Here is a 26,298-nt window from a genome sequence, read left to right on the forward strand (position 1 = left end):
GCCTGCGTTACATAATTACGGCTTGCCGTCAGGCGCGCTGCCACAGCGCGTAATGCACCTGGCCGGTCTTTTTTTCGCGGTGCAGGCGCCAGTTGCCTGGCATTTGCAGGGTAGAGGGTGCCGCTTCGCTCTCGGTGTAGATCCACGCCTGCTCGCGCAGCCACTGGTTCTGCTCCAGCAGGTTGCAGGTGTTGGCCAGCAGGTCCTGATGGAACGGCGGGTCGAGAAACACGACGTCGAACTGTTGCTTGGCCGGTGCTTGCAAGTAGCGCTGGGCGTCGGTCTGGAGGATTTGCCCGCGTGGGCAGCGCAGGATCTCCAGGTTGTTCTTCAGGTTGCTGATAGCCGCTGGGTTGCTGTCCAGCGCAACGGCATCTGCAGCACCGCGGGACAACGCTTCGAGCACCAGGGCGCCACTGCCGGTGAAGGCATCCAGCACTCGGGCGCCTTCGATGTAGGGTGCCAGCCAGTTGAACAGGGTTTCCCGCACGCGGTCGGTGGTCGGCCGCAGTCCGTCGCCTTCAGGCACCGCCAGGCGGCGGCTGCGCCACTCGCCGGCGATGATGCGCAGGTGGCCCTGGCCCTTGCTTTGGCTCTGCTGAGGGCGGGCGGGAGGGGTGGATCTAGGCATTAGTGCTCCGGTACGCCGAGGGGCTGCTCGGCGGGTTTGTCAGTAGGGGCTGGCAGCGGTTTTTGCGGCACGCTCGGGCCGACGGTAACGATCACCAGTTTATCGGCGGCCAAGTGCTTGTTCATGGCTGCCTTGACCTGCTCGACGGTCAGTGCCTGGGACTGCTGCATGAAGTCTTCCAGCCAGGTCAAGGGCAGGTTGTAGAAGCCGATGGCGCCCAATTGGCCGACGATGCTCGCATTGCTGGCGTTCGACAGCGGGAAGCTACCGGCCAGTTCGCGCTTGGCGTCGTCCAGTTCCTGCTGGGTCGGGCCGCTCTTGAGGTAGTCGGCAAGAATGCCTTGCACCAGCTTGAGGGTGCCCTCGCTGAGTTCGGCACGGGTCTGCAGGTTGATCATGAAGGGGCCGCGCACCTGCATCGGGCTGAATACCGAGTATACGCCGTAGGTCAGGCCGCGTTTTTCCCGCACTTCGCTCATCAGGCGCGTACCGAAGGCGCCACCGCCGAGAATCTGGTTGCCCAGCGACAGGGCTGGCCAGTCCGGGTCCTGGCGGTCGATGCCCAGCTCGGCCAGCATCAGGTGGGTCTGCTTGGATGGGAAGTCTATGTGGGTCGCGCCAGCCTTGGGCTCGACGGGTTGCGCAGGCTTGGCCAGTGCCGGGCCTTTGGGCAGGGCGGCGGAGACCTGGGCGGCAATCGCCTCGGCCTCTTCACGGCTGAGGTCGCCGACCAGGGCGATTACCGCGTTGCCCGCTGCATAGGCTTTGGCGTGGAATGCGCGCAGCTGCTCCAGGGTGATGCCCGGGATGCTTTCAGCGGTGCCGTCGCTTGGATGGCCGTACGGGTGTTCGCCATAAAGGTTGCTCAACAACGCTTTGCCGGCGATCTTGCTGGGGTTCTGCTTCTCGTATTCGAAACCTGCCAGCAGCTGGTTCTTGATGCGCTTGAGTGCGTCCTCTGGGAAGGTCGGCTTGCCGGTCACTTCAGCGAACAGCTTCAGGGCCGGCTCGCGCTTGTCCTTGGCACTGAGGCTACGCAACGAGGCCACTGCCATGTCGCGGTAGGAGCCATTGCCGAAGTCTGCGCCGAGCCCTTCGAAGCCTTCGGCGATGGCGGTCACATCCTTGCCGGCAACGCCCTCGTTGAGCATGGCGTTGGTCAGGGTGGCCAGGCCTGGCGTGTTGCCGTCCTGGCTGCTGCCGGCGGCGAAGGTCAGGCGCAGGTCGAACATCGGTAGCTCGCGGGCTTCGACGAACAGCACGCGTGCACCTTCGGCGGTGGTCCAGTTCTGGATGTTCAGCTGGCGCCGGCTGGGGGCTTTGCCGTCCAGTTCGGCCAGCGATTGCAAGGTATTGGCGGGGCGGGCTGCGGTGCTGTCGGCTTCGGAATGCGCGGGGCGCGCCAGCACGGCGGCAAGCGCCACCACCAGTGCGATGATGCCTGTGCCGATCAGGGTGTAGCGTGGTGCGCTGCGATCACTCATGAGCGGACTCCTCAGGCAGTACATGGGCAACGCTCAGGCGTTCGCGGGTGAAATAGGTGCGTGCGGCGGCCTGGATGTCCTCTGGGGTCACACGCTTGAGTTCGTCCAGTTCGCTGTCGATCAGTTTCCAGGACAGGCCGACCGTTTCCAGCTGGCCAATGGTGGTGGCCTGGCTGCTGATGGAGTCGCGGTCGTAGACCAGGCCAGCGATCACTTGGGCACGTACACGTTCCAGTTCCTCGGCGCTCGGTGGGGTCGTCTTGAGCTCATCGAGCAACTGCCAGACGCCTTTCTCGACATCGGCGAGGGTCTTTTGCTTCTGCACGTTAGGGGTAGCCGAAATCAGGAACAGGCTGTCGCCGCGGGTGAAGGCGTTGTAGCTGGACGAGGCGCCGGCCACCAGTTCCTGACCGCGCTCCAGGCGCGCTGGGAGGCGGGCGCTGTAGCCGCCGTCGAGCAGGGCCGAGATCAGCCGCAGGGCGTGCGCGGTGCGTGGGTCTTTGGCGGTCGCAAGGCCCGGTACGTTGAAGCCGTAGATCAGGCTGGGCAGTTGGGTGCGCACGTGCAGGGTCAGCTGACGCCGGCCTGGCTCGGTCAGCTCCAGCGGCAGCTTGGCCGGCGGAACAGCGCGCTTGGGGATACTGCCGAAGTATTTCTGCGCCAGGCCTTTGACCTCGGCGGCGGTAACATCGCCGACCACCACCAGGGTGGCGTTGTTCGGCGCGTACCAGGACTCGTACCAGTGGCGCAGCTCCTCGACTTTCATGCGTTCGAGGTCGGCCATCCAGCCGATGGTCGGGGTGTGGTAGCCGCTGGCCGGGTAGGCCATGGCGCGGAACAATTCGAACGCTTTGGCGCTTGGCTGATCGTCGGTACGCAAGCGGCGCTCTTCCTTGATCACCTCGATTTCGCGGCTGAACTCATCGGCCGGCAGGCGCAGGCTGGCCAGCCGGTCGGCTTCCAACTCCAGCGCCACCGGCAGACGGTCGCGGGCCAGAACCTGGTAGTAGGCGGTGTAGTCGTCGCTGGTGAAGGCGTTCTCTTCCGCGCCCAGGTCGCGCAGGATGCGCGAAGCTTCGCCGGGGCCGACCTTGGAGCTGCCCTTGAACATCATGTGCTCCAGGGCGTGAGACAGCCCGGTCTGGCCGGGGGTCTCGTAGCTGGAGCCGACCTTGTACCAAATCTGCGAAACCACCACTGGCGCGCGGTGGTCCTCGCGCACGACCACTTTCAGGCCGTTGTCGAGGATGAATTCGTGGGTGGGTTGCACATCGGCGGCAAAGGCTGCGAGCGGCAGGCAGAGCGTGCCGAGCAACACGCCAGCGGCGCGGCGGGCTAGAGCATTCATAAGGTGTTTAACCTGTTCGGCGGCCTGCAGGGTTTAGCGTCGGCGGGCCAGGAGGTGCTAGGATACTGATCCGGTTGCCTGGCGACCATGCCTGTCGCCGTTCTGGCCTGCAGGTCCATTAAGACAAAACATTGCGCATGAACCAGCCGGCTTCAAAATAGTCTGTTCTGCGTTTAGAGAATTCCAGATGAGCCGCTGCTGGCCCATCGCTACCCTGAGATAGCCGTCTTCCATGTTTGGTTCAAACGACGACAAAAAAGCGCCGGCCGAGGCTGGCGAGAAAAAAGGCCTGTTCAGCTGGTTTCGCAAGAAGCCGCAGCAACCTGTCGCCGAACAGCCACAAGCCCCTGATGCGCAGGCAGTAGAGCCGGTATCGCCGCAGCCTGCCGCCGAGCAGCCTGAGCCGGTTGCGGCCGAGCCGGTGGTTGGCGAAGCGCCCACGCCTGCCGTTGAGCCGGTAAGGCCCGCCGAGCCGGTGCTGGCCCCGCAGCCTGCGCCTGAGCCGGCCCCGGCTCCGGCTCCTGAAGTGGCCCCGCTCCCAGCGCCTGCTCCGCTCCCTGAGCCAGTGCCGGTTCCCGAGCCTGCTGCGGCCCCTGTGCGGGTGGACCTGCCGGCACGTTCCGAGCCTGCTGCCGCTCCGCTCGAAAGCCCTGCTCCAGTGGCCGCCGCCCCCGAAGCCCCGGTCAGCAACCTGGTCCTGCCCGTTGCCGAAGAGCCGGTCGCCCTGGTTCCAGACCTGGAGCCAAAGGCCCCGCCAGCGATTCCCGAGCGCCCGGCCCCCGAACAGGCCGTCGCGGCCATCACCCCAGCCGATGCCGAACCTGCCAAGCCCGGCTTCTTCGCTCGCCTCAAGCAGGGCCTGTCGAAGACCAGTGCCAGCATTGGCGAAGGCATGGCCAGCCTGTTCCTGGGCAAGAAAGTCATCGATGACGACCTGTTGGACGAGATCGAAACACGCTTGCTGACCGCCGACGTCGGCGTCGAGGCGACCTCGATCATCGTTCAGAACCTGACCCAGAAGGTTGCGCGTAAACAGCTGGCCGATGCCGATGCCCTGTACAAGTCGCTGCAGGAAGAACTGGCCGCGCTGCTTCGCCCGGTCGAGCAGCCGCTGAAGATCCAGGCGCAGAACAAGCCCTATGTGATCCTCGTCGTCGGCGTCAACGGCGCCGGCAAGACCACCACGATCGGCAAGCTGGCCAAGAAGCTGCAGCTCGAGGGCAAGAAGGTCATGCTGGCGGCGGGTGACACATTCCGTGCTGCCGCAGTCGAGCAGTTGCAGGTCTGGGGCGAGCGCAACCAGATTCCGGTGATCGCTCAGCACACCGGTGCCGATTCCGCGTCGGTGATCTTCGATGCCGTGCAGGCCGCCAAGGCCCGTGGCGTCGATGTGCTGATCGCCGATACCGCCGGCCGGCTGCACACCAAAGACAACTTGATGGAAGAGCTGAAAAAGGTTCGCCGGGTCATTGGCAAGCTTGACGCCGAGGCGCCCCACGAGGTGCTGCTGGTGCTCGATGCCGGTACTGGCCAGAACGCCATCAGCCAGGCCAAGTACTTCAATCAGAGCGTCGAGCTGACCGGCCTGGCCCTGACCAAGCTGGATGGCACCGCCAAGGGCGGGGTGATCTTCGCTCTTGCCAAGCAGTTCAACATCCCGATCCGCTTCATTGGCGTGGGTGAAGGCATCGACGATCTGCGCACCTTCGAAGCCGAGCCGTTCGTCAAGGCTCTGTTTGCCGAGCGAGAGCACCCATGATCCGATTCGAACAGGTTGCCAAGCGCTATCCCAACGGCCATGTTGGCTTGCATGAGCTGAGTTTCCGGGCGCGCCGGGGCGAATTCCTGTTCGTCACCGGCCATTCCGGGGCCGGCAAGAGCACCTTGCTGCGCCTGTTGCTGGCCATGGAGCGCCCGACCAGCGGCAAGTTGATGCTGGCCGGGCAGGACCTGGGCCAGATCAGCAATGCGCAGATCCCGTTCCTGCGTCGGCAGATCGGGGTGGTGTTCCAGAATCACCAGTTGCTGTTCGACCGCACCGTTTTCAACAATATCGCCCTGCCGCTGCAGATTCTCGGCCTGTCCAAGGCAGAGATCGCCAAGCGCGTGGATTCGGCGCTGGAGCGTGTGTCGCTGGTCGACAAGGGGGAGCTGTACCCGGCCGACCTGTCCACTGGCCAGCAGCAGCGGGTCGGTATCGCCCGTGCGATCGTCCACCAGCCCGCCTTGCTGCTGGCCGACGAACCCACCGGTAACCTTGACCCGCGCCTTGCCGCAGAGATCATGGGGGTGTTCGAGGACATCAACCGCCTGGGCACCACGGTGTTGATCGCCAGCCATGACCTGGCACTGATTGCGCGCATGCGCCACCGCATGCTGACCTTGCAGCGCGGCCGTCTGATCGGCGATGGGGAGGCCGGGCAATGAGCACTACACGTACACCCAAGGTTTCCGAGCGTGTCGCGCCCAAGGCGGCCGACGCGGATACCCGGAAAAAGCGCGGCGAGCATGATGATGACGGCCCGGACTTCCGCACGCTGTTGCATGCCTGGCTGGACAGCCACCGTGCCAGCCTGGCCGACAGCCTGCGCCGTCTGGGCAAGCAGCCAATCGGCAGCTTCTTCACCTGCCTGGTGATGGCCGTGGCGCTGAGCATGCCCATGGGCTTGTCGCTGCTGTTGAAGAACGTCGAGAAGCTGGGGGGCTCCTGGCAGCGCGCCGCGCAGATTTCCCTGTACCTGAAGCTCGACGCGGGCAGCAAGGAAGGCGAGGCCCTGCGCGAAGAGATCAAAAGCATGCCTGGGGTGGCCGATGCCTTGTACATCAGCCCAGGGCAGGCGCTGGAAGAGTTCCAGCAGCAGTCGGGGCTGGGCGAAGCCTTGCGTGAATTGCCCGACAACCCGCTGCCTGGTGTCGTGGTGGTAACCCCGACCGAAGTCGATAAGCCCGCCCTGGAAGCGCTGCGTCAGCGTCTGGCCGAGCTGCCTCGGGTTGAAAACGCACAACTTGACCTGGTGTGGGTGGAGCGCCTGGCGGCGATCCTGAAACTGGGCGACCGGTTCGTCTTCGGCCTAGCGGTGATGCTGATTTCTGCCTTGCTGTTAGTAATCGGTAACACAATTCGTCTACATATCGAAAACCGCCGTACCGAGATCGAAGTCATCAAGCTGGTAGGCGGCACCGACAGCTACGTACGGCGGCCTTTCCTGTACATGGGCGCGTTGTATGGCCTGGGTGCGGGCCTGCTGGCCTGGGGTATCCTGGCCTTCGGCCTGAACTGGCTGAACGAGGCCGTGGTAGGGCTGTCCGGGCTCTACGGCAGCGACTTCTCCCTGGGCGGGGTGCCAGCATCCGATGGTCTGTCGCTCTTGATCGGAGCGGTGCTGTTGGGGTATATCGGTGCATGGATTGCGGTGGCTCGCCATTTGAACGAGCTGGCCCCGCGATAGTTTTTCTGAGCCAGCATTGACAATTTTTCATTTTTGGAACTTGCACCTTGGTTCCAGGTCTATGTTGGCAGTGCTCACAAGGCACGAGTCTGGTAAGTCGGAGGTTCTTGAATGACCACATCGTTGCAACCTGCCTATGCCCTGGTTCCCGGTGCAAACCTGGAAGCCTATGTGCACACGGTCAACAGCATCCCGCTGCTGACTGTCGAGCAGGAGCGTGATCTGGCCGAGCGTCTCTATTATGAGCAGGATCTTGAGGCCGCTCGGCAAATGGTGATGGCCCACCTGCGCTTCGTCGTACATATCGCCCGTAGCTATGCTGGCTACGGCTTGGCCCAGGCCGACCTCATTCAGGAAGGCAACGTCGGCCTGATGAAAGCGGTCAAGCGCTTCAACCCGGAAATGGGTGTGCGCCTGGTGTCGTTCGCCGTGCACTGGATCAAGGCTGAAATCCACGAATTCATCCTGCGCAACTGGCGCATCGTCAAAGTGGCTACCACCAAGGCCCAGCGCAAGCTGTTCTTCAACCTGCGCAGCCAGAAGAAACGCCTGGCCTGGTTGAACAACGATGAAGTTCACCGCGTGGCCGAAAGCCTCGGCGTCGAACCGCGTGAAGTGCGTGAGATGGAAAGCCGCCTGAGTGGCCAGGACATGGCCTTCGACCCGGCAGCAGAGGCGGATGACGACAGCGCCTTCCAGTCGCCTGCACATTACCTGGAAGACCATCGCTACGACCCGGCTGTGCAGCTCGAAGATGCTGACTGGAGCGACAATTCCACCAGCAACCTGCATGAAGCCTTGCAGGGCCTGGACGAGCGTAGCCGCGACATTCTCTACCAGCGTTGGTTGGCTGAAGAGAAAGCCACATTGCATGAGCTGGCGGACAAGTACAGCGTTTCGGCTGAGCGTATTCGCCAGTTGGAAAAGAATGCAATGAACAAGGTAAAAGCGTTGATCGCAGCCTGATTGGCGCTTGATGCCTGATAAAGCCGCTGACCCATAGCAGGGTGGGCGGCTTTTTTGTTCGTGCAGGTTTTACCGGCTTGTGGAAGGGGCAGTTAGAGCCCGCGTATCCATTCAGGGCTTGCGCGAAGCATCCAGTTGCATCAGGTAGCTCGGCCCACCCAGCTGGCTCATCTGCCGGCGAATCCAGCCTGCCCGGCTCGCCACGTAGGCGCTCGGCCGGCTGGCGCTCCACTTGATGGGGCTGGGCAGCACTGCAGCCAATTGAGCCGCCTGCTGGCGGCTCAGCCGACTTGCATCAATACCAAAGTGGTAGCGCGCCGCAGCTTGCGCACCGAACACCCCTTTGCCCCATTCGGCACTGTTCAGGTAGACCTCAAGGATCCGCTCTTTCGACCAGAACAGCTCGATCAGCGCCGTGAACCAGGCTTCCAGGCCCTTGCGCAGCCAACTGCGGCCCGGCCACAGGAACAAGTTTTTGGCCACTTGCTGGGTCAATGTGCTGGCACCCCGGACGCTGCCGCCGCGCTCGTTATAGGCCAGTGCCGCCTGGATGGCAGGGATGTCGAACCCCCAATGGTTGGCGAACTTCTGGTCCTCACCGGCGATGACCGCGACTTTGAGGTCGTCGGAAATATTCTCCCACGGCTGCCAGTCGCGCTGCAGGTCGATCGGCTCGCCACTGACCCACGACTGCACCTTGCGCTCGACCATCAATGCCGTGCCGGGAGGCGGCACCCAGCGGAACACCAGCACCAGTACGATGCTGCCGGCAGCGAACCAGAGCAGGGCGCGGGCGAGGCGGCGGAGTAGGGATGACAGCATGGCGATGGCTTGGCCGGACCGGTGGAACGGGCCATTATACAGACCCGATCCCAGGAGTCGTCCCATGCTTCGCACCTTCCTCATGCTCGCCGCCTTTTTTGGCTTTACCGGCGTCGGCCTGGGCGCATTCGCCGCCCACGGGCTGAAAAACCGTCTGAGCGCAGATTACCTGGCCATCTTCCAAACCGGGGTGACCTATCAACTGGTGCATGCCTTGGCAATCTTCGGTGTCGCGCTGCTCGCCGCGCACTTGCCGGGGCGCCTGGTTGGCTGGGCCGGTGGTCTGTTCGCCCTGGGCATCGTGCTGTTCTCCGGTAGCCTGTACCTGCTGACCCTGAGCGGGCTGGGCAAGCTTGGCATCATCACCCCTATCGGTGGCTTGTGCTTCCTGGCCGGCTGGCTCTGCCTGGGCATGGCGGCATGGCGCTTAGGCTGACCAAGCGGTCCACAATCACGACTAATGGCGTGCACTGCCCTTGGGTTAACGCGTTGATCGGCGCTAGAATGCTGGCCCCCAACGCACAATGGTGGCCGTGCGCATGCGCATTCAATTGAACGGTGAACCCTACGAATTGCCCGCTGGCGAAAGCGTCGCGGCGCTGCTGACCCGCCTGGAACTTACCGGGCGCCGGGTGGCAGTGGAATTGAACCTGGATATCGTGCCGCGCAGTCAGCACGACAGCACGCAGCTCAACGACGGCGACCAGGTCGAAGTGGTGCACGCCATTGGTGGCGGCTGATTCCGGCCTGGTGATTCACCTGCAAGCCCAGCAATCTATTCCAGAGGATCTCTGATGAGCAACGTTCGTAGCGACAAGCCCTTTACCCTGGCCGGGCGCACTTTCCAGTCGCGCCTGCTGGTTGGCACCGGCAAGTACCGTGACATGGAAGAAACCCGCCTGGCCATCGAGGCCTCGGGCGCTGAAATCGTCACTGTCGCCGTGCGCCGCACCAACCTCGGCCAGAACCCGGGCGAGCCGAACCTGCTCGACGTGTTGCCGCCGGACCGCTACACCATTTTGCCGAACACCGCCGGCTGCTATGACGCCGTTGAAGCGGTGCGCACCTGCCGTCTGGCCCGTGAATTGCTCGATGGCCATAACCTGGTCAAGCTGGAAGTCCTGGCAGACCAGAAGACCTTGTTCCCCAACGTGATCGAAACCCTCAAGGCCGCCGAAGTGCTGGTCAAGGACGGCTTCGACGTGATGGTCTACACCAGCGATGACCCGATCATCGCTCGTCAACTGGCCGAAGCAGGCTGCATCGCGGTGATGCCGCTGGCCGGCCTTATCGGCACTGGCCTGGGCATCTGCAACCCGTACAACCTGCAGATCATCCTGGAAGAATCCAAGGTGCCGGTGCTGGTCGATGCAGGCGTGGGTACTGCCTCCGATGCCACCATCGCCATGGAAATGGGCTGTGAAGCGGTGCTGATGAACTCGGCCATCGCCCACGCCCAGCAGCCGGTGCTGATGGCCGAGGCCATGAAACACGCAATCGTCGCCGGGCGCATGGCCTACCTGGCCGGGCGCATGCCGAAGAAACTCTATGCCAGCGCGTCTTCGCCGCTGGATGGTCTGATCAAGTAAGAGCTACTGATGACTGAATCGCAAGATACGCCGATCACCACCGACGGCGAAGCGCGCCCACACCGCCGCATCAAGAGTTTCGTGATGCGCGCCGGGCGCATGACCGAAGGCCAGCAACGTGGCCTGGACCAGGGCGGCCCGCTTTATATCCTGCCGCTGGCCGACAGCCCGGTGGACTACGACCAGGTGTTTGGCCGCTCGGCGCCGCGCACCCTGGAGATCGGCTTCGGCATGGGCCATTCCCTGTTGGAAATGGCCGCCGCCGCACCTGAACAAGACTTCATCGGTGTTGAAGTGCACCGCCCAGGTGTGGGTGCACTGCTGAACGGCGTGCTGACCGAAGGCCTGAAGAACCTGCGGGTCTACGATTGCGACGCCATCGAAGTGCTCAACCGCTGTGTGGCCGATAACAGCCTCGACCGCTTGATGCTGTTCTTCCCCGACCCATGGCACAAGGCGCGCCACCACAAGCGCCGTATCGTGCAGCTGGAGTTCGCCGAGCTGGTGCGTCGCAAGCTCAAGCCGGGTGGCGTATTCCATATGGCCACCGACTGGGAACCGTATGCCGAATACATGCTGGAAGTGATGAGCGCGGCTCCGGGGTACCGCAACCTGGCAGCGGACGGGGCTTATGTACCGCGTCCCGAAGAGCGTCCCATCACCAAGTTCGAGCGCCGTGGTGAGCGCTTGGGCCATGGGGTTTGGGATTTGAAGTTCGAGAAGGTGGATTGATTGGCCGTTTGAGCCTTTCGATTGTGCGCTGATCTGCCTGTGCAAGCCCTTCGGGGCTTGTTTGCATTCAAGGCCCGGGGTGATTTCATGCGGATCAGTTCGGCGCACCCTGTATGGGCAGCCCAGTGGTAGGGCTGCCCTGATGCCGGGGCAGCTTCCAGTGAGTTTTATCCCCGCCGATCAGCGACCACGCCAATCAACACCAGCACCACCAACAGCACCGGCGCCAACGCGTAGTTGTTGAACTGGCTCAGGCCCCTCACCACCCATGGCGTGGCATAGATCAACGCCGCGCCGCTGCCGATCATCACCAGCAGCGCCATGAATGGCACCCGCAGGGCTCCTGCCAGGCCGCCCAGCCGTTGTTCCACCCAGCCCTTGATGTCGGTACCAAACAGCACCAGCAGGCAGCCTACCAGGGCCAGCGAAATCTCAGACAGGTTGCTACGGCTCCAGCGGGAAACCGTTGCCAGCAGGTCAAGTACCAGATCCATGGGTCATCCTTAGGTCAAGAAATACTGCAGCAGGTCATTGAGGAACAACTGGCCGCGTGGCGTGGCCACCAACCGATCCGGTTCGACCTGCAAAAGGCCTTTTTGTTCGGCGGCGCGGCGGGCCTCAGCCAGCTGTGCCAGTGGCAGGCCGGTACGCTGGCTGAACAGCTCGGCTTCCACGCCATCGGTCAGGCGCAGGGCGTTCATCAGGAACTCGAACGGCAGTTCATCCACCGGCAGCAGCTTCTCGCCAGCCTTGAACGGCTTGGCCAGGTTCAGGTAGTCCTTGGGCAGGCGGGTCTTCCAGGTGCGCAGGATGCGCCCATCGGCAAAGGTCAGCTTGCCGTGGGCGCCGGCGCCGATGCCGATGAAATCGCCAAAGCGCCAGTAGTTGAGGTTGTGCTTGGCGGCACGCCCAGCCTGGGCATAGGCCGAAACCTCGTACTGCTTGTAGCCGTGGGCCGCCATCAGGGCTTGGCCAGCCTCCTGGATGTCCCAAAGGATGTCGTCCTCGGGCAGTTCCGGTGGCTGGTTCCAGAACACCGTGTTTGGCTCCACGGTCAGTTGGTACCAGGACAGGTGCGTCGGCCCCAGGTCGATGGCCTGGCGCAGGTCGCCCAGCGCATCGTCCAGCGACTGATCGGGCAGGCCGTGCATCAGGTCCATGTTGAAGTTGTCGAAGCCGGCTGCCCGGGCCATGCCCGCTGCGCGGATCGCTTCGTCGCCATTGTGGATGCGCCCGAGCGCTTGCAGCTTGGCCGGCTGGAAGCTCTGCACGCCAATCGACAGGCGATTGATGCCCGTTTGCCGGTACGCCTTGAACTTCTCCTGCTCGAACGTCCCTGGGTTGGCCTCCAGCGTGATTTCAATGTCTGGGGCGAAGGGGATGCGTTGCTCCACGCCGCGCAGCAGCCTGCCGAGGGCATGGGCGCTGAACAGGCTCGGAGTACCGCCGCCGAAGAAGATCGACGAAATCGGCCTCCCCTGAACCGCTGGCAGCTCTTGGTCGAGGTCGGTCAGCAGGGCATCGACATAGGCCTCTTCCGGAAGGTCAGGCCCAGCCGCGTGGGAGTTGAAGTCGCAGTACGGGCATTTGCGTACGCACCACGGAATGTGGATGTACAGCGCCAAAGGCGGCAGCGTGGCGAAACCCGCCACGCCAGGCTGGCGCGGCTGGGTGGGCAGCACTTCGATCATGCCAGGCCCAGACGTTGGCGCAGCAGGACCATGGCCCGCGCGCGGTGGCTGAGCTGGTTCTTGTCGGCAGGCGCGAGATCGGCGCTCGAGCAGTTGCGCTCAGGCACCCAGAACAGCGGGTCATAGCCAAACCCTTGATCGCCGCTGGCTTCGAACATGATGCGCCCATGCCACAGGCCTTCGCAGAGGATGGGCAGTGGGTCGTCGGCATGGCGTACCAGCGCCAGCACACAGACGAACTGGGCGCCGCGCTGATCTTGCGGGACATCCTTGAGTGCTTCGAGCAGTTTGGCGTTGTTTGCTGCATCGCCCTTACCGTCGGCATAACGCGCCGAGTAGATGCCTGGCGCGCCGCCGAGAAAGTCGACCGCCAGCCCGGAGTCGTCGGCCAGCGCCGGCAACCCGGAAATGCGTGCGGCATTACGCGCCTTGAGGATGGCGTTTTCGACGAACGACAGGCCGGTTTCTTCCGGCTCTACCTGGCTGAACTCACCGATCGAGCGCAGTTGTACAGTCTGGCCGAGCATGGCCTGAAGTTCCTTGAGTTTGCCGGCATTGTGGCTGGCCAATACGAGTTGCTGGAGATTCATCATTCGCCTGGGAACACTTCCTGGTTGAAGCTGAGTTTATGACTGATCCCGCCGGTTTCGACATTCAGGTCGAAGGTCAGCGTCTCGGCCTGGTCGATCTTGAACTGGGCGATATAGTAGATCGCGCCGCGATCGGTGATTTGCTTGAACGATAACGGGTTGCTGCGCCCGGTGAGGTCTTTCACCGTGCCGCTGACCACCGCCATGGCGGGTTTGCTGGCCTTGAGCACGGCAATGTTGAGCACCCCCTGATTCTTGCTGCGTACAAGCCCAGTGGCGGCGGCAATGTCCGGCTGCAGCATGCTGGAGGTGAAGGCGCTGTAGTGCACCGTCACGTCGCCGAACACCTCCTTGCGCTCGGCTTTGGCGGCATCGGCCGCCAGTGCCGGCAGCGCCAGGCACAGGCTGATCAGGAACAGGGCTAGGCGACGCATGGGGCGATTCCTCTGCTGGGCGTCAGACCGCGAGCGGGTGCTCCTGCAGGCCTGGGCTACTGACGCGGTAGATGCCGATTTCCCCTAACAGATTAGGCCAAAGCCGGCCGCCCCACCCGTTGCGGTGCAAGTGGTCGACGGCCAGGCGGTCCAGGACTTTGGCGCGGCGCTCATGGCACAGCTGTTCGAAGTCGGCGAATGTGCAGAAGTGGATGTTCGGCGTGTTGTACCAGGTGTACGGCATGAAGTCCGAAACCGGCATGCGGCCTTTGGTTGCCAGGTACCAGCGGCAACGCCAGTGGCCGAAGTTCGGGAAGGTGATGATGCACTGGCGGCCCACCCGAAGCATCTCGTCGAGAATGCGGTCGGGGTACTCCACGGCCTGCAGGGCCTGGGTCATGATCACAACGTCGAAGCTGTTGCTGGCGAAGTTGCCCAGGCCTTTGTCCAGGTCCTGTTCGATGACGTTGACGCCTTTGGCCACGCACGCGGCGATGTTGTCGGGGTCGATTTCCAGCCCGTAGCCTGTAACCTGCTTGCGGTCACGCAGCGAAGCCAGCAGCTCGCCACTGCCGCAGCCCAGGTCGAGTACCCGGCTGCCGGCGGGAATCCAGTCGTGGATGATTTCCAGATCGGCTCTCATGCTGTCCTCAGATGGCGATGCGGTTCATGTAGTTCGCGAAACCCTGCATGTAGCGAGGCGTGGGAATCAGGAAGGCATCGTGCCCGTAAGGGGAATCGATCTCCAGGTAACAGACGTTCTTGCGTGCCGCCATCAGGGCATTGACGATCTCACGCGAGCGAGCCGGCGAGAACCGCCAGTCGGTGGTGAACGACATGATGCAGTAGTCGGCTGTGACGTGGGCCAGGGTCGCGGCCAGGTCGCCGCCATTGGCTGCCGCCGGGTCGAAGTAGTCCAGCGCCTTGGTCATCAGCAGGTAGGTGTTGGCGTCGAAGCGCCCGGAGAACTCTTCGCCCTGATAGCGCAGGTAGCTCTCTACCTGGAATTCCACGCTGTGGAAGTCGTAATTGAGCTTGTCACTCTTGAGCTCCCGGCCAAACTTTTCACCCATCGAGTCGTCGGACAGGTAGGTGATATGCCCGACCATGCGCGCCAGCATCAGACCACGCTTGGGGATCACGCCCTGGTCCTGGAACGAGCCGCCGTGGAATTCAGGGTCGGTGAGGATGGCCTGGCGCGCCACTTCGTTGAAGGCGATGTTCTGCGCCGACAACTTAGGTGCCGAGGCAATGTCGACGCAATGGCGCACGCGTTCGGGGTAGGTCATGGTCCACTGCAAAGCCTGCATGCCGCCGAGGCTTCCGCCGACGATGGCCGCCCACTGCTGGATGCCCAGGCGATCGGCCAGGCGTGCCTGGCTGTGTACCCAGTCTTCGACGGTCAATACCGGGAAATCGGCGCCATACGGCTTGCCGGTGGCGGGGTTGACGCTGCTGGGGCCAGTGCTGCCGTTGCAGCCACCGAGGTTGTTCAGGCTGACCACGAAGAAACGGTTGGTGTCGATCGGCTTGCCGGGGCCGATGCAGCTGTCCCACCAGCCGGGCTTGCGGTCGGTGGCAGCGTGGTAGCCGGCCGCGTGATGGTGGCCAGACAGCGCATGGCAGATCAGCACAGCATTGCTGGCGTTGGTATTGAGGGTGCCATAGGTTTCGTAGACCAGCTCGTAGCTGGCCAGGGAGCGGCCACAGGCCAGGGCCAGCGGTTCATCGAACCGGGCTATTTGCGGTGTAACCAGACCGACGGAATCTTCGGGAAGGACAGTGGACATCGACCCTGCTCACGCTTGACGGAGGCGTAAGTCTAAAGAGCGCTACCCCCAGCGGCAAGCAAAGGCTTGCCGCTGAGAACAACAGGGGTCAGATCATCCGCCACAGTTCCTGCGGCATGCCGGCATAGGCTGCCAGCGGGGGCATGACGAACGATTGCAGCACCTGGATCGCGATGAAGGCGAAGATCGGCGAAATGTCCATGCCGCCCAGGTTGGGTACGATGCGGCGGAACGGCGCCAGCACGGGTTCGCTGATCTGGTAGGCCAGCTCGGCCGCTGGGTTGTGGCTGTTCGGCGCCACCCAGGACACGATCACCATGACGATCATCGCGACCCAGAAAATCTTCAGGAACAGCGAGGTGATGCCGATGATCGCCCACATCAGCAGGTGCAGCACATCACCGAAGGTGCCGTAGGTCACCATCAGCACGAAGCCCATCAGCAGAGCCTGGATCACCACTGCCAGCAGCAGCGACGAGGTATCCAGGCCGCCGACGCTTGGGATGATGCGACGGATCGGCTTGAGCAGCGGTTGCGTGGCGCGCACCGCGAATTGGCACAGCGGGTTGTAGAAGTTGGCCTTTACCAGCTGTAGCACGAAACGCAGCAGGACGATCACCAGGTACAGGCTGACCAGGGTTTGCACCACGAAGATCGCGGCGCCGGACAATGCATTCATCTAAGACTCCTTATTTGCCCAATTGCTCGGCCAGCTCGGCAGAACGCTTCGCTGCGGCGGCCAGTGCCTGCTCGACAATGGCTTCGAAACCGTTGCTCTGGAACGACTTGATCGCGGCCTCTGTGGTGCCGGCTGGCGAAGTGACCCGGCGGCGCAGCTCGGCGGCGTCAACGTCGCTGGCCACCGCCATGTGCGCGGCACCCAGTGCGGTCTGCAGGGTCAGCTGGGTAGCGGTTTCGCGTGGCAGACCAAGCTTCTCGCCGGCGGCAGTCATGGCTTCGATCAGCAGGAAGAAATAGGCCGGACCGCTGCCCGAAACCGCTGTCACGGCATCGAGCTGGTGTTCGTGCTCAAGCCACAAGGCGGTGCCCACGGCCGATAGCAGCTGCTCGGCCTGCTGGTGCTGTGTGCTGGTGACTTCGGCGGTGGCATACAGCCCGCTGACGCCTTGGCGCAGCAGGGCCGGCGTGTTGGGCATGCAACGTACCACCGGGCGGGCGCCTAGCCAGGCCTGAAGGCTGGCGCAGGTGATGCCGGCGGCAATCGAAACGATCAGCTGGCCATCCTGCAGGTTCGGCTGCAGGGCCTCGCAGACGGTTTTCATCACCTGCGGTTTGACTGCCAGGACGATCACGTCGGCCCCGGCGATGGCTTGTGCGTTGTCTTCGAATACCTCGATACCGTGCTCGGCCTGGACCCGGGTGCGGGTTTCGGCGCCTGGATCGCTGGCGCGGATCTGCGTGGCGTCCAGGCCTTGGGCGCGCAGGCCGCCGATCAGGCTGGCAGCCATGTTGCCGGCGCCGATGAAAGCAATACGTGTCTTGCTCATGTCAGGTCCTTGAGGGAAAGAGTGAGTAAAGCATGGAATCAGACGGGGCCGTAGCTGCGGGCCCCGAACAGGGCGGTGCCGATACGCACCCAGGTCGCACCCTGCGCGATGGCGGCTTCCAAGTCATGGCTCATGCCCATGGACAGGGTATCAAGGCCAAGATTCAGGCCCTCCTGCAGCTGGCGCAGGCTGGCAAAGGCGGCTTCTTGCTCGGCGCGGTCTTCGCTGGGTTCGGGGATGGCCATCAGCCCGCGCAGGCGCAGGTTGGGCAGTGTGGCCACGGCATTGGCCAGGCCCGGCAAGTCCTCGGGCGCACAGCCCGATTTGCTGGCCTCGCCGCTGACATTCACTTGCAGGCAGATGTTCAGTGGCGGCAGGCTGGGTGGGCGCTGTTCAGACAGGCGTTGGGCGATCTTCAGGCGGTCCACGGAGTGTACCCAGTCGAAATGCTCGGCAATGGCTTTGGTCTTGTTCGACTGAATGGGGCCGATGAAGTGCCAGATCAAGGGCAAGTCCTGCAGGTCCTGCTGCTTGGCCAGGGCTTCCTGCAGGTAATTCTCACCGAAATCGCATACCCCTGCGGCATGCAGCTCGCGGATGGCACTGGCCGGTTTGGTCTTGCTGACTGCCAGCAACTTGAGGCTGGCCGGGTCGCGTCCAGCCGCCTTGGCTGCACTATCGATACGGGCGGCAAGGGCGCGAAGGTTGTCTGCTATGGTGGACATGGATCGATGCCGTTGGCTCAGGAGTCAGCGGCATTCTACCTGCTTGATGGCCGTTGGGGAGTCTCATGGACGTGACTGACCTGTTGGCTCGGGCTGGCGATGCAGGGGCGAGCGACCTGCACCTGGCCGCGGGCGAGATACCGATGCTGCGCGTGGAGGGTGAACTGCGGCGCATGGCGCTACCGAGCATGACGCCTGTGGCGTTGACCGATGCCCTGGCGCCGCTGCTCGATGAGCGCCGGCGCCAGCAGTGGGCGCAAGGTGACGAGCAGGACCTGGCACTGGAACTGCCCCCGCTTGGGCGCTTTCGCCTGAACCTGTTTCGCCAGTTGAATGGCCCGGCGGCCACCTTTCGCTTGATCCCGAAGCGGATCGCGACACTTGACGAGCTCGACCTTGAAGATGTGTTTCGTTCTGTTGCGCAGTGGACTGACGGCCTGATTCTGCTCGGTGGGACTACCGGCAGTGGTAAGTCCAGCACGTTGGCGGCGCTGGTCGATCAGCTGAACCGGCAGCGGCCCTTGCACATCATCACCCTCGAAGACCCTGTCGAAGTTATCCACAGCAGCCAGCGAAGCCTGGTCAATCAGCGTGAGATAGGTCGACACTGCCGCGATTTTTCCCAAGGGTTGCGCAGCGCCTTGCGTCAGGACCCGGACGTGATTGTCATTGGCGAATTGCGCGACCTGGAGACGATTCGCCTGGCGTTGCGGGCTGCGGAGACCGGGCACCTGGTGCTGGCAACCGTACATACGCGCTCGGCTGCCGGTAGTGTCGACCGGCTGGTGGACGTGTTTGCCGCCGAGGAGAAACCGCTGGTGCGGGCGATGTTGGCGGAGTCATTGCGCATGGTGGTTGCGCAGGTGCTGGTCAAGCGTGCGGGGGGCGGGCGGGTGGCAGCCCGGGAGGTGCTGGTGGGTACGCCCGCGGTGCGCAACCTCATCCGCGAGGGGCGCATGGCGCAATTGAATTCGGTGATGCAGGCGGGTGCTGCGCAGGGTATGCGCACGATGGAGGGGGCATTGCAGCGATTGAAGGCCCAGGGATTGATCGGGGCCGTGTAGCGGTGGCCCCAGCAATCGATGGGTCGCCTGGCAGGTCAGCGCTTGGCCAGAGCCAACTGCTGCGGCTGCTTCGGCAGCACCCGCTTGGCCACGACGTAATGCTTCTGCCAGTAAGGCTTGCTCAGGTTGTCGATGCTCACCCGCTTGCCGCGGCGCGGTGCGTGGATGAAGCGATCGTTGCCCAGGTAGATGGCGACGTGGTTGACGCGGCGGCTCTTGATGTTGAAAAAGATCAGGTCGCCAGGCTTCAGGTCACTTTTGGCCACCTTCACGCCGTGGCCCTTGGCCATGGCATTGGAGGTGCGCGGCAGGTCGACGTCAGCCACCTCGTTGAAGGCATACTTGACCAGCCCGCTGCAATCGAACCCTTTTTTAGGGCTGCTGCCGCCCCAAACATAAGGGGTGCCGAGCACATTCACGGCGCGGCTGAGCACGTCGCTGCTCTGTTTCGGCGACATGGCGGCGACCGGCAGGTTGTGCACCTGGCCAGCGTTAGTGGCGCGTGCACGCATCGCGATGTGCTTGCTCGGTGCGCGTTTCACCGTGGCATTGGTGGTATAGCCGGTGAAACCATTTGGAAGACGTTGCTCACGGTTGGTGGCGTGGGCGGCCAGGGGCAATAATAGGCAGAGGGTCAGCCATGTCTTTAACAAAGGCGGCATAGATGAAGCTCTTGTGAAGTTTTAATAGTGGTTTTGGTGTTGGCGCGCAACTTTATAACAGCTTTTCGATCAATTTTTGATCCGTTGGTCGATTGTCATGTTGCCGTACGTCGGCCTGCCGCGAAAAAGTCACATTTTTTTTTAGAAAATTTTCGGCTAACCCATGGGGGCTATGAATGAACAGTTATGAACACGGGGCGCCGTTTCACGACACCCACAGCAAGGTCATTGGCTACCTGTTGTGGATTTTCGGCTTCACCGGCTCGCACCGCTTCTACTACGGCAAGCCGATCACCGGGACCATTTGGTTCTTCACGCTGGGCTTGCTGGGCATAGGCTGGCTGATCGACCTGTTCCTGATCCCGTCGATGGACCGGGAGGCCGACTTACGCTTCCAGTCTGGGCGCATCGACTACAACATTGCCTGGGTACTGCTGACCTTCCTCGGCATTTTTGGCGTGCATCGCCTGTACCAGGGCAAGTGGATCACCGCGATCATCTACTTCTTTACCGGTGGCCTGTTCCTGGTGGGTGTGCTGTATGACTTCTGGACGCTGAACGGCCAGATTTCCCAGGCCAACGCCGAGCGCCGTTGAGCACAAAAAAGGCCTTGTCACGCTGAGCGACAAGGCCTTTTTCGTTACTGGCGGGTCTGCCGCTGCTGCAGTAGCAGGTTGCTGAACCCTGCGCCGGCCAGTTGCTTCTGCGCACCGGTCAACTGCTCGCGGTTGCTGTAGGGGCCGACCAGCACGCGGTACCAGGTTTCATCCTTGACCGTGCCTGATTCCACCTTCACCGTCTGGCCCAGCAGGATGATCTGCGCCCGCACCCTGTCGGCGTCAGCCTGCTTGCGGAACGAGCCCGCCTGAAGGAAGTACTGCGTGGTGGCTGCAGGTTTGATCACTGGTGGCGCCGGCGGTGGCGTCTGGCCCAGCAGTGCGGCCTGGGCGCGCGCAGTGTCGATTTTCGCCGCTTCGGCAGGTGTGACCGGGGTCACCGGCTGGGCTGGGACAGGCGGCGTCTTCTCAGGCACGGCTTCTGGCGGCACGATCACTTCCGACTCGGGCAGCAGGGTGTAGAAGTCATACTTGGGCTTTACCGGCTGCTGCGTCGTGGCCGTCGCGGTCTTGCCCGCTTCGGCCACTTTCGCGGGCTTCTGCTGATCGGGCTGGGCGCGCTTGATGTCGCCGCCCCCAGGCTCGAGCTTCATCAGGAAGACGATGAAGGCGCCGACCGTCAGGCCGACTGCCAGCCATATCCAGCCGGGAATCGGCTGTTTGGCCGGTGCCTGGGTGCGGCTTGCGCCGCGCTTGGGAGCTGGTTTTTTCTTGGCAGCCAACTTACATGCGCTCCAGGGTTTCCAGGCCGAGCAGCTCCAGACCTTGCTTCAGGGTGCGCCCCGTCAGGGCCGCCAGGCGCAGACGGCTCTGCTGTTGCTCGGGGGTTTCGGCGGCGAGGATCGGGCAATTCTCGTAGAAGCTGGAGAACAGGCCGGCCAGGTCGTACAGGTAGGTGCACAACACGTGCGGGGTGCCTTTCTCGGCAACGTTGTTGAGGACTTCACCGAACTGCGCCAGGCGTGCAGCCAGGTCCTGCTCGTGGGCAGCCTGCAGCACGATGTGGCCATCCACCTCGTCAAAGCCCTTGCCCAGCTTGCGGAACACGCCGGCCACGCGGGTGTAGGCGTACAGCAGGTAAGGCGCGGTATTGCCTTCGAAGTTGAGCATCAGCTCGAAGTTGAAGCTGTAGTCGCTGGTACGGTGCTTCGACAGGTCTGCGTATTTCACCGCGCCGATACCGACCACTTCACCGATGCGGCGCAGTTCGTCCTCGGCCAGGCTCGGGTTTTTCTCCTTGACCAGGGCGTAGGCACGGTCCTTGGCCTCGGTGAGCAGGTCGATCAGCTTCACGGTGCCGCCATCGCGGGTCTTGAATGGGCGGCCATCGGCGCCGTTCATGGTGCCGAAGCCCATGTGTTCCATCTGCATCGGGTGGCCGACGAAACCGGCGCGGCGCGCCACTTCGAACACCTGGTTGAAATGCAGGGCCTGGCGTTGATCGACGAAGTACAGCGCGCGGTCGGCCTTGAGCACATTGCTGCGATAGCGCACGGCTGCCAGGTCGGTGGTGGCGTACAGGTAGCCGCCGTCGGCCTTCTGGACGATCACGGGCAACGGCTCGCCTTCGCTGTTCTTGAACTCTTCGAGGAACACGCACTGGGCGCCTTGGTCCTCGACCAGCAGGCCTTTGGCCTTGAGGTCGGCCACCACGTTGGCGAGGTCGGCGTTGTAGGCGCTTTCGCCCATCACGTCGGCCATGGTCAGTTTGACGTTGAGCAGCTCGTAGGTTTTCTGGCAGTGCGACAGTGAAATGTCCTTGAAGCGCGTCCACAGCGCCATGCACTCGGGGTCGCCGGCCTGCAGCTTGACCACCAGGCCTCGGGCGCGAGTGGCGAAATCCTCGGACTCGTCGAAGCGCTTCTTGGCCGCGCGGTAGAAGTTTTCCAGATCAGACAGCTCGTCGCTGGTGATCGGGTTTTCTTCCAGATAGGCCAGCAGCATGCCGAACTGAGTACCCCAGTCGCCCACGTGGTTCTGGCGGATGACCTCATCACCCAGGAACTCCAGGACGCGGGCGACGCTGTCACCGATGATGGTCGAGCGCAGGTGCCCGACGTGCATCTCCTTGGCCAGGTTCGGCGCCGATAGGTCGATCACGACCTTCTGCGTAGGGCCAGCCTTGCGCGCACCCAGGTGTGCATCGGCCAGGGCGGCATCCAGGCGGTTGGCCAGGGCGTCGGTGTTCTGGAAGAAGTTGAGGAAACCTGGGCCGGCGATCTCGACCTTGCTGATGTCGCTACTGGCCGGCAGGGCTGCAATCAGCTTTTCGGCCAGGTCGCGTGGTTTCATGCCGGCCGGCTTGGCCAGCATCATCGCGATGTTGCTGGCGAAGTCGCCGTGGGTCTTGTCCCGGGCGTTTTCCACCTGGATCGCCGGCGACAGCCCTTCAGGCAGCACACCGTCGGTGACGAGTTGGGTGAGGGCTTGCTGGATCAGCTGGCGAATGGTGTCTTTCATTGGGATCTCTTTTCGACCGCTAGCGCGGAGGAGCGCCTGGGTGCGCAGGTGGAAAAACTGGGCATTATCCGTTGCTGGGCTCGGGTTGCCAAGCTTCAAGCTTCAAGCCGCAAGCCGCAAGCCGCAAGCCGCAAGCCGCAAGCCTCAAGCTGCAAGCTGCAAGAAAAAGCGCGATCGCCACCGGCCTGCTCTTGCTTGCCGCTTGCAGCTTGCCGCTTGCCGCTCAATAGAGGTCAACCGGGTCGACATCCAGCGACCAGCGTACTTGCCGGCCGCCTGGAAGCTGCTCCAGCACCAGTAGCCAGGCACTGATCAGACGATGCAGTGGTGCCCGGGTTTCGGCCTGTATCAATAGCTGCGCACGGAAGCGCCCGGCTTTGCGCTCCATCGGAGCAGGCACCGGGCCCAACAGTTCAATGCCAGGCAAGTGTTGCTCCGTCACCAGGCGCTGCGCTGCGCTGCAGGCTTCGTCCAAGAAGCCTTCGGCCTGCCCGGGCTTGTGCGCTTCGGCGCGCAGCAGGGCAAGGTGGGAATACGGTGGCAGGCCGGCGGCGCGGCGTTCGTCCAGGGCCTGTTCGGCAAAGGCGAAATAGCCTTGCTCGGTCAACTGCACCAACAGCGGGTGGTCGGCCAGGTGCGTCTGGATGACCACCTTGCCGGGCTCCTCGGCACGCCCGGCGCGCCCGGCCACCTGCACGATCAGTTGTGCCATGCGCTCGGTGGCGCGGAAGTCACCAGAGAACAGCCCGCCATCGGCATCGAGAATCGCGACCAAGGTAACCCGGGGGAAGTGATGCCCCTTGGCCAGCATCTGCGTCCCGACCAGGATGCTCGGCTGGCCGCGCTGGATGGTGCTGAACAAATTGTGCATGGCGTCCTTGCGGGCCGTGCTGTCGCGGTCGACCCGCAGGATCGGGTAATCGGGGAACAAGACCTTCAGGCGTTCCTCGGCGCGCTCGGTACCTGCACCTACCGGGCGCAAGTCGACATGGTTGCACTTGGGGCACTGGTGCGGCAGGCGTTCGTCGTAGCCGCAATGGTGGCAGCGCAGTACGCCGGCGCGCTGATGCACGGTCATGCGCGCATCGCAGCGCGGGCATTCGCTGAGCCAGCCGCAGTCGTGGCACAGCAGCGTCGGGGCGAAGCCACGGCGGTTGAGGAAAACCAGCACTTGCTGGCCTGCTTCCAGTGTCTGGCGGATGGCCTGTTGCAGCGGGCCGCTGATGCCGCTGTCCAGCGGCAGGCTTTTCACATCCAGGCGTAGCATGCGTGGTGGGCGCGCGCCTCCGGCGCGCTGGTTCATGCGCAGCAGGCGGTAGCGACCGGTCAGGGCATTGTGCAGGGTTTCCAGCGACGGGGTGGCCGAGCCGAGCAGGATCGGGATGTTTTCCTGGTGCGCGCGCACCATCGCCAGGTCGCGGGCGTGGTAGCGCAGGCCTTCCTGCTGTTTATAGGAGCCGTCATGCTCCTCGTCGATGATGATCAGGCCCGGGTTCTTCATCGGCGTGAACAGCGCCGAACGCGTGCCGATGATGATATCGGCCTCGCCATCTCGCGCCGCCAGCCAGGCGTCGAGGCGTTCGCGGTCATTGACGGCCGAATGCACCAGGGCGATGCGTGCGTTGAAACGCTGTTCGAAACGCGCCAGGGTTTGCGGGCCGAGGTTGATTTCCGGGATCAGCACCAGCGCCTGCTTTCCAGCCTCCAGGGTTTCGCGGATCAGTTGCAGGTAGACCTCGGTCTTGCCGCTGCCGGTAACGCCAGCCAGCAGAAACGCATTGAAGCCGTCAAAGCCATCGCGCACGGCCTCGAAGGCCACTCGCTGCTCTTCGTTTAGCGGCAGTTCCGGCTGGGCCAGCCAGTGCTCATGGCGCTGTTCCGGCAGGTGACGGCGTGTTTCGAGCTGAACCAGGTCCTTGGCCAGTAACAGGTCAAGGCTGTCCTTGTTGAGGTTGAGCTTGCTCAGCAGGCTGTGCGCGACGCCGTGCGGGTGCTGCGCCAGCGTTCTGAGAGCGTCCCGCTGGCGCGGTGCGCGGGCGATGCGCGGGTCTTCCAGGCGGGCGCCTGGGGCCACGTGCCAGAAGCGCTCCTGGCGCATCTCGGCCGGCTCGCCTTGGCGCAGCAAGGTCGGCAAAGCCCAGCTCAGGGTGTCGCCGAGGCTGTGCTGGTAGTATTGGGCTGTCCACAGGCACAGCTTGAACAGCGGTGCAGGGACCGGTGAAACCGGGTCGAGCAGGGCGCTGGCCGGCTTCAGCTTGTCGGCAGGGACCTCGCTGTGGTCGCAGACCTCCACCAGCACGCCGATCATCTCGCGGCGGCCGAACGGCACGCGGATGCGCATTCCGGGGGTCAGTGCCTGGCGCGCCATGCTCGCCGGCGCCCTGTAATCGAACAGGCGACGCAGGGGGGAAGGCAGGGCAAGGCGTAGAATGACGTCGGACACGCGTAAGGTCTCGCAGGGCGTTTCAAAGACTGGCGAGCCTAGCAGACGACAGTCGGTGCAAGCGACAACTTGCGTCGAGGCGGCGCTCTGGTATTATTCCCCGCCTAATTACGTGCGGTATTCAACAATTGGTGTTGGGTGGCGGCACGCAGCTCGAGGAAGTGACCATGAAAGCTGATATTCATCCGAACTACGAAGCAGTTGCTGTGACCTGCAGCTGCGGCAACAAATTCGAAACCCGTTCGACCCTGGGCAACACCCTGGCGATCGACGTTTGCAACCTGTGCCACCCGTTCTACACCGGTAAGCAGAAAGTGCTGGACACCGGTGGCCGCGTTCAGCGCTTCGCCGATCGCTTCGGTATGTTCGGTACCAAGAAGTAATCATGCGCATGGCGAACCCTTCGGGTTTCGCGTTGTTGCTGAAAAAGGCGCCCCTTGTGGGCGCCTTTTTTGTGGGCGCTCTTTGGCAGATGTCGGCCCTGGCGTTTTGCCCGTTGCCGGACGGGCCGCAGAGCGCGGCGGTGCGCCAGGTGGTCGATGGCGACACGCTGCGCCTTACCGACGGTCGCAGTGTGCGCATGATTGGCATCAACGCCCCGGAGGTCGGGCGTAAGGGGCGCGCCAGCGAGCCTTTTGCAGTGACTGCCAAGCAGCGTTTGCAAGCGCTGGTCAAGGCCAGCGACGGCCGTGTCTGGTTGGTGCCCGGCGTCGAGCCCAAGGACAAGTATGGGCGGACCCTGGCGCACGTTTACGCCCGCAATGGCGACAATCTTGAAGCGCGGTTGCTTAGCGAGGGGCTTGGTTACCGCGTCGCGGTTGCGCCCAATGTGCGCCTGGTGGCCTGCCAACAGCTGGCCGAGCAATCAGCGCGCAAGGCAGGCGCTGGCCTTTGGCGCAGTTCACCGGTGCTGCGCGCCAGCCAGGTCCGCCAGTCGGGCTTTGCGGTGATCGGCGGCAGTATTCGCAATATTGCGCGCAATCGTGGTGGCATCTGGCTGGAGCTGGAAACCGACGTGGTGTTGCAGGTTCCCGCTCGTCTGCAACGCAACTTCCCCGCCGGCTTCTTCGATAACCTCAAAGGACGCCAGGTCGAGGCGCGTGGCTGGGTGCTGGATCGTTCCCGCAAGGGTGGGCTCAAGCCGGGGCAGCGACGCTGGGTGTTACCAATCACCGATCCGAGCATGCTTGAACGTATTTCGAGCTGAAAAGATGTAGACATTTCGCTGTTAGATTGTACACACTGTAGTTCGAATGCCCCCGTGTGTTATAGCGTAAAGTCTTAGGCTAAAGG

At 63.3% G+C, this 26,298-nt stretch carries 29 protein-coding genes; 12 read left to right on the plus strand and 17 right to left on the minus strand.

The features are described from left to right. Window positions 1-28: 28 nt before the first annotated feature. Genes rsmD through ABRP30_RS01505 form a run of 3 tightly spaced genes read right to left on the minus strand, consistent with a single transcriptional unit; the run spans window position 29 to window position 3,463 of the window. Entirely contained in the window at window positions 29-631 is a 603-nt protein-coding gene (gene rsmD / locus ABRP30_RS01495; protein WP_349975937.1) for a 16S rRNA (guanine(966)-N(2))-methyltransferase RsmD, read from the minus strand. Next, a complete protein-coding gene (locus tag ABRP30_RS01500) occupies window positions 631-2,115 on the minus strand; it encodes a pitrilysin family protein (protein WP_349975938.1) in 1,485 nt (494 codons plus the stop codon). Before ABRP30_RS01500 ends, rsmD begins: the two co-directional genes overlap by 1 nt. Beyond that, window positions 2,108-3,463 (minus strand): pitrilysin family protein, encoded by a 1,356-nt coding sequence (locus tag ABRP30_RS01505; RefSeq protein WP_349975939.1) that lies wholly within the window; start codon window positions 3,461-3,463, stop codon window positions 2,108-2,110. Before ABRP30_RS01505 ends, ABRP30_RS01500 begins: the two co-directional genes overlap by 8 nt. 232 nt (window positions 3,464-3,695) lie before the next feature. On the opposite strand from ABRP30_RS01505, the gene ftsY reads away from it, so the two are divergent. The 4 genes from ftsY to rpoH all read left to right on the plus strand — a co-directional run bounded on the left by ftsY (window position 3,696) and on the right by rpoH (window position 7,878). Then, a complete protein-coding gene (gene ftsY / locus ABRP30_RS01510; protein WP_349975940.1) occupies window positions 3,696-5,222 on the plus strand; it encodes a signal recognition particle-docking protein FtsY in 1,527 nt (508 codons plus the stop codon). After that, a complete protein-coding gene (gene ftsE / locus ABRP30_RS01515; RefSeq protein WP_241805080.1) occupies window positions 5,219-5,890 on the plus strand; it encodes a cell division ATP-binding protein FtsE in 672 nt (223 codons plus the stop codon). The genes ftsY and ftsE overlap by 4 nt, the downstream gene beginning before the upstream one ends. Continuing rightward, window positions 5,887-6,912: a permease-like cell division protein FtsX gene (gene ftsX / locus ABRP30_RS01520; RefSeq protein WP_267820313.1), complete on the plus strand. Its 1,026-nt coding sequence runs from the start codon at window positions 5,887-5,889 to the stop codon at window positions 6,910-6,912. The genes ftsE and ftsX overlap by 4 nt, the downstream gene beginning before the upstream one ends. A 111-nt stretch (window positions 6,913-7,023) precedes the next feature. Continuing rightward, window positions 7,024-7,878, plus strand: coding sequence for an RNA polymerase sigma factor RpoH (gene rpoH / locus ABRP30_RS01525; RefSeq protein WP_012312302.1), 855 nt, complete (start codon window positions 7,024-7,026; stop codon window positions 7,876-7,878). A 111-nt stretch (window positions 7,879-7,989) separates the two neighbouring features. Here rpoH and mtgA read toward each other — a convergent pair whose 3' ends face one another. Continuing rightward, entirely contained in the window at window positions 7,990-8,700 is a 711-nt protein-coding gene (gene mtgA / locus ABRP30_RS01530; RefSeq protein WP_267824160.1) for a monofunctional biosynthetic peptidoglycan transglycosylase, read from the minus strand. Between the two features lie 64 nt (window positions 8,701-8,764). On the opposite strand from mtgA, the gene ABRP30_RS01535 reads away from it, so the two are divergent. From ABRP30_RS01535 to trmB, 4 genes are all read left to right on the plus strand, one after another. Then, the gene (locus tag ABRP30_RS01535; protein WP_241805082.1) at window positions 8,765-9,136 is read left to right on the plus strand and encodes a DUF423 domain-containing protein; all 372 of its coding nucleotides are present in this window, start codon (window positions 8,765-8,767) and stop codon (window positions 9,134-9,136) included. Between the two features lie 103 nt (window positions 9,137-9,239). Continuing rightward, window positions 9,240-9,440 carry a sulfur carrier protein ThiS gene (gene thiS, locus ABRP30_RS01540; protein ID WP_012312305.1) on the plus strand — a complete coding sequence of 67 codons (201 nt, stop codon included), beginning with the start codon at window positions 9,240-9,242 and terminating at the stop codon, window positions 9,438-9,440. A 54-nt stretch (window positions 9,441-9,494) separates the two neighbouring features. Beyond that, window positions 9,495-10,289, plus strand: coding sequence for a thiazole synthase (locus ABRP30_RS01545; RefSeq protein WP_008092966.1), 795 nt, complete (start codon window positions 9,495-9,497; stop codon window positions 10,287-10,289). Between the two features lie 9 nt (window positions 10,290-10,298). Next, window positions 10,299-11,021: a tRNA (guanosine(46)-N7)-methyltransferase TrmB gene (trmB, locus tag ABRP30_RS01550; RefSeq protein ID WP_241805083.1), complete on the plus strand. Its 723-nt coding sequence runs from the start codon at window positions 10,299-10,301 to the stop codon at window positions 11,019-11,021. Window positions 11,022-11,188: 167 nt separating this feature from the next. Here trmB and ABRP30_RS01555 read toward each other — a convergent pair whose 3' ends face one another. The 9 genes from ABRP30_RS01555 to ABRP30_RS01595 all read right to left on the minus strand — a co-directional run bounded on the left by ABRP30_RS01555 (window position 11,189) and on the right by ABRP30_RS01595 (window position 17,759). Next, window positions 11,189-11,515, minus strand: coding sequence for a DUF3392 family protein (locus tag ABRP30_RS01555; RefSeq protein ID WP_241805084.1), 327 nt, complete (start codon window positions 11,513-11,515; stop codon window positions 11,189-11,191). 9 nt (window positions 11,516-11,524) lie between these two features. Further along, the gene (hemW, locus tag ABRP30_RS01560) at window positions 11,525-12,712 is read right to left on the minus strand and encodes a radical SAM family heme chaperone HemW (protein ID WP_349975941.1); all 1,188 of its coding nucleotides are present in this window, start codon (window positions 12,710-12,712) and stop codon (window positions 11,525-11,527) included. Further along, a complete protein-coding gene (rdgB, locus tag ABRP30_RS01565) occupies window positions 12,709-13,305 on the minus strand; it encodes an RdgB/HAM1 family non-canonical purine NTP pyrophosphatase (RefSeq protein WP_046787037.1) in 597 nt (198 codons plus the stop codon). The genes hemW and rdgB overlap by 4 nt, the downstream gene beginning before the upstream one ends. Then, window positions 13,302-13,736 carry a DUF4426 domain-containing protein gene (locus tag ABRP30_RS01570; RefSeq protein ID WP_267820322.1) on the minus strand — a complete coding sequence of 145 codons (435 nt, stop codon included), beginning with the start codon at window positions 13,734-13,736 and terminating at the stop codon, window positions 13,302-13,304. The genes rdgB and ABRP30_RS01570 overlap by 4 nt, the downstream gene beginning before the upstream one ends. Window positions 13,737-13,758: 22 nt before the next feature. Further along, window positions 13,759-14,379, minus strand: a complete 621-nt coding sequence (gene metW, locus ABRP30_RS01575) for a methionine biosynthesis protein MetW (protein WP_241805087.1) — start codon at window positions 14,377-14,379, stop codon at window positions 13,759-13,761. A gap of 7 nt (window positions 14,380-14,386) precedes the next feature. Continuing rightward, window positions 14,387-15,526, minus strand: coding sequence for a homoserine O-acetyltransferase (locus ABRP30_RS01580; protein WP_349975943.1), 1,140 nt, complete (start codon window positions 15,524-15,526; stop codon window positions 14,387-14,389). A gap of 88 nt (window positions 15,527-15,614) precedes the next feature. Further along, entirely contained in the window at window positions 15,615-16,205 is a 591-nt protein-coding gene (locus tag ABRP30_RS01585; protein ID WP_012312312.1) for a YggT family protein, read from the minus strand. A gap of 10 nt (window positions 16,206-16,215) precedes the next feature. Further along, complete coding sequence (gene proC / locus ABRP30_RS01590; RefSeq protein WP_125923639.1) at window positions 16,216-17,034, minus strand: pyrroline-5-carboxylate reductase; 819 nt, start codon at window positions 17,032-17,034, stop codon at window positions 16,216-16,218. A gap of 38 nt (window positions 17,035-17,072) precedes the next feature. Then, complete coding sequence (locus ABRP30_RS01595) at window positions 17,073-17,759, minus strand: YggS family pyridoxal phosphate-dependent enzyme (protein WP_349975944.1); 687 nt, start codon at window positions 17,757-17,759, stop codon at window positions 17,073-17,075. 65 nt (window positions 17,760-17,824) lie between these two features. On the opposite strand from ABRP30_RS01595, the gene ABRP30_RS01600 reads away from it, so the two are divergent. Then, entirely contained in the window at window positions 17,825-18,823 is a 999-nt protein-coding gene (locus ABRP30_RS01600; protein WP_349975945.1) for a PilT/PilU family type 4a pilus ATPase, read from the plus strand. 35 nt (window positions 18,824-18,858) lie between these two features. Here ABRP30_RS01600 and ABRP30_RS01605 read toward each other — a convergent pair whose 3' ends face one another. Next, a complete protein-coding gene (locus ABRP30_RS01605; RefSeq protein WP_267820333.1) occupies window positions 18,859-19,485 on the minus strand; it encodes a C40 family peptidase in 627 nt (208 codons plus the stop codon). A 176-nt stretch (window positions 19,486-19,661) separates the two neighbouring features. Between ABRP30_RS01605 and ABRP30_RS01610 the strand changes: the two genes are divergently transcribed. Then, on the plus strand, window positions 19,662-20,081 hold the full coding sequence (locus ABRP30_RS01610) for a TM2 domain-containing protein (protein ID WP_267820335.1): 420 nt from the start codon (window positions 19,662-19,664) through the stop codon (window positions 20,079-20,081). A gap of 44 nt (window positions 20,082-20,125) precedes the next feature. Here ABRP30_RS01610 and ABRP30_RS01615 read toward each other — a convergent pair whose 3' ends face one another. The 3 genes from ABRP30_RS01615 to ABRP30_RS01625 form a co-directional block, all read right to left on the minus strand. Next, window positions 20,126-20,824 carry an SPOR domain-containing protein gene (locus ABRP30_RS01615; protein ID WP_267820337.1) on the minus strand — a complete coding sequence of 233 codons (699 nt, stop codon included), beginning with the start codon at window positions 20,822-20,824 and terminating at the stop codon, window positions 20,126-20,128. 1 nt (window position 20,825) lies between these two features. Next, entirely contained in the window at window positions 20,826-22,562 is a 1,737-nt protein-coding gene (gene argS, locus ABRP30_RS01620; protein ID WP_267820339.1) for an arginine--tRNA ligase, read from the minus strand. Window positions 22,563-22,785: 223 nt separating this feature from the next. Further along, window positions 22,786-25,005, minus strand: a complete 2,220-nt coding sequence (locus ABRP30_RS01625; RefSeq protein WP_267820341.1) for a primosomal protein N' — start codon at window positions 25,003-25,005, stop codon at window positions 22,786-22,788. 167 nt (window positions 25,006-25,172) lie between these two features. Here ABRP30_RS01625 and rpmE point away from each other — a divergent pair, with 167 nt between their 5' ends. Both rpmE and ABRP30_RS01635 read left to right on the plus strand, forming a co-directional pair. Then, window positions 25,173-25,388 (plus strand): 50S ribosomal protein L31, encoded by a 216-nt coding sequence (gene rpmE, locus ABRP30_RS01630; RefSeq protein WP_039603147.1) that lies wholly within the window; start codon window positions 25,173-25,175, stop codon window positions 25,386-25,388. Between the two features lie 2 nt (window positions 25,389-25,390). Next, the gene (locus ABRP30_RS01635) at window positions 25,391-26,212 is read left to right on the plus strand and encodes a thermonuclease family protein (RefSeq protein ID WP_267820345.1); all 822 of its coding nucleotides are present in this window, start codon (window positions 25,391-25,393) and stop codon (window positions 26,210-26,212) included. Window positions 26,213-26,298 lie beyond the last annotated feature (86 nt).

Origin of the sequence: Pseudomonas sp. WHRI 8519, assembly GCF_040224055.2 — a bacterium.
GTDB lineage: Bacteria > Pseudomonadota > Gammaproteobacteria > Pseudomonadales > Pseudomonadaceae > Aquipseudomonas > Aquipseudomonas putida_X.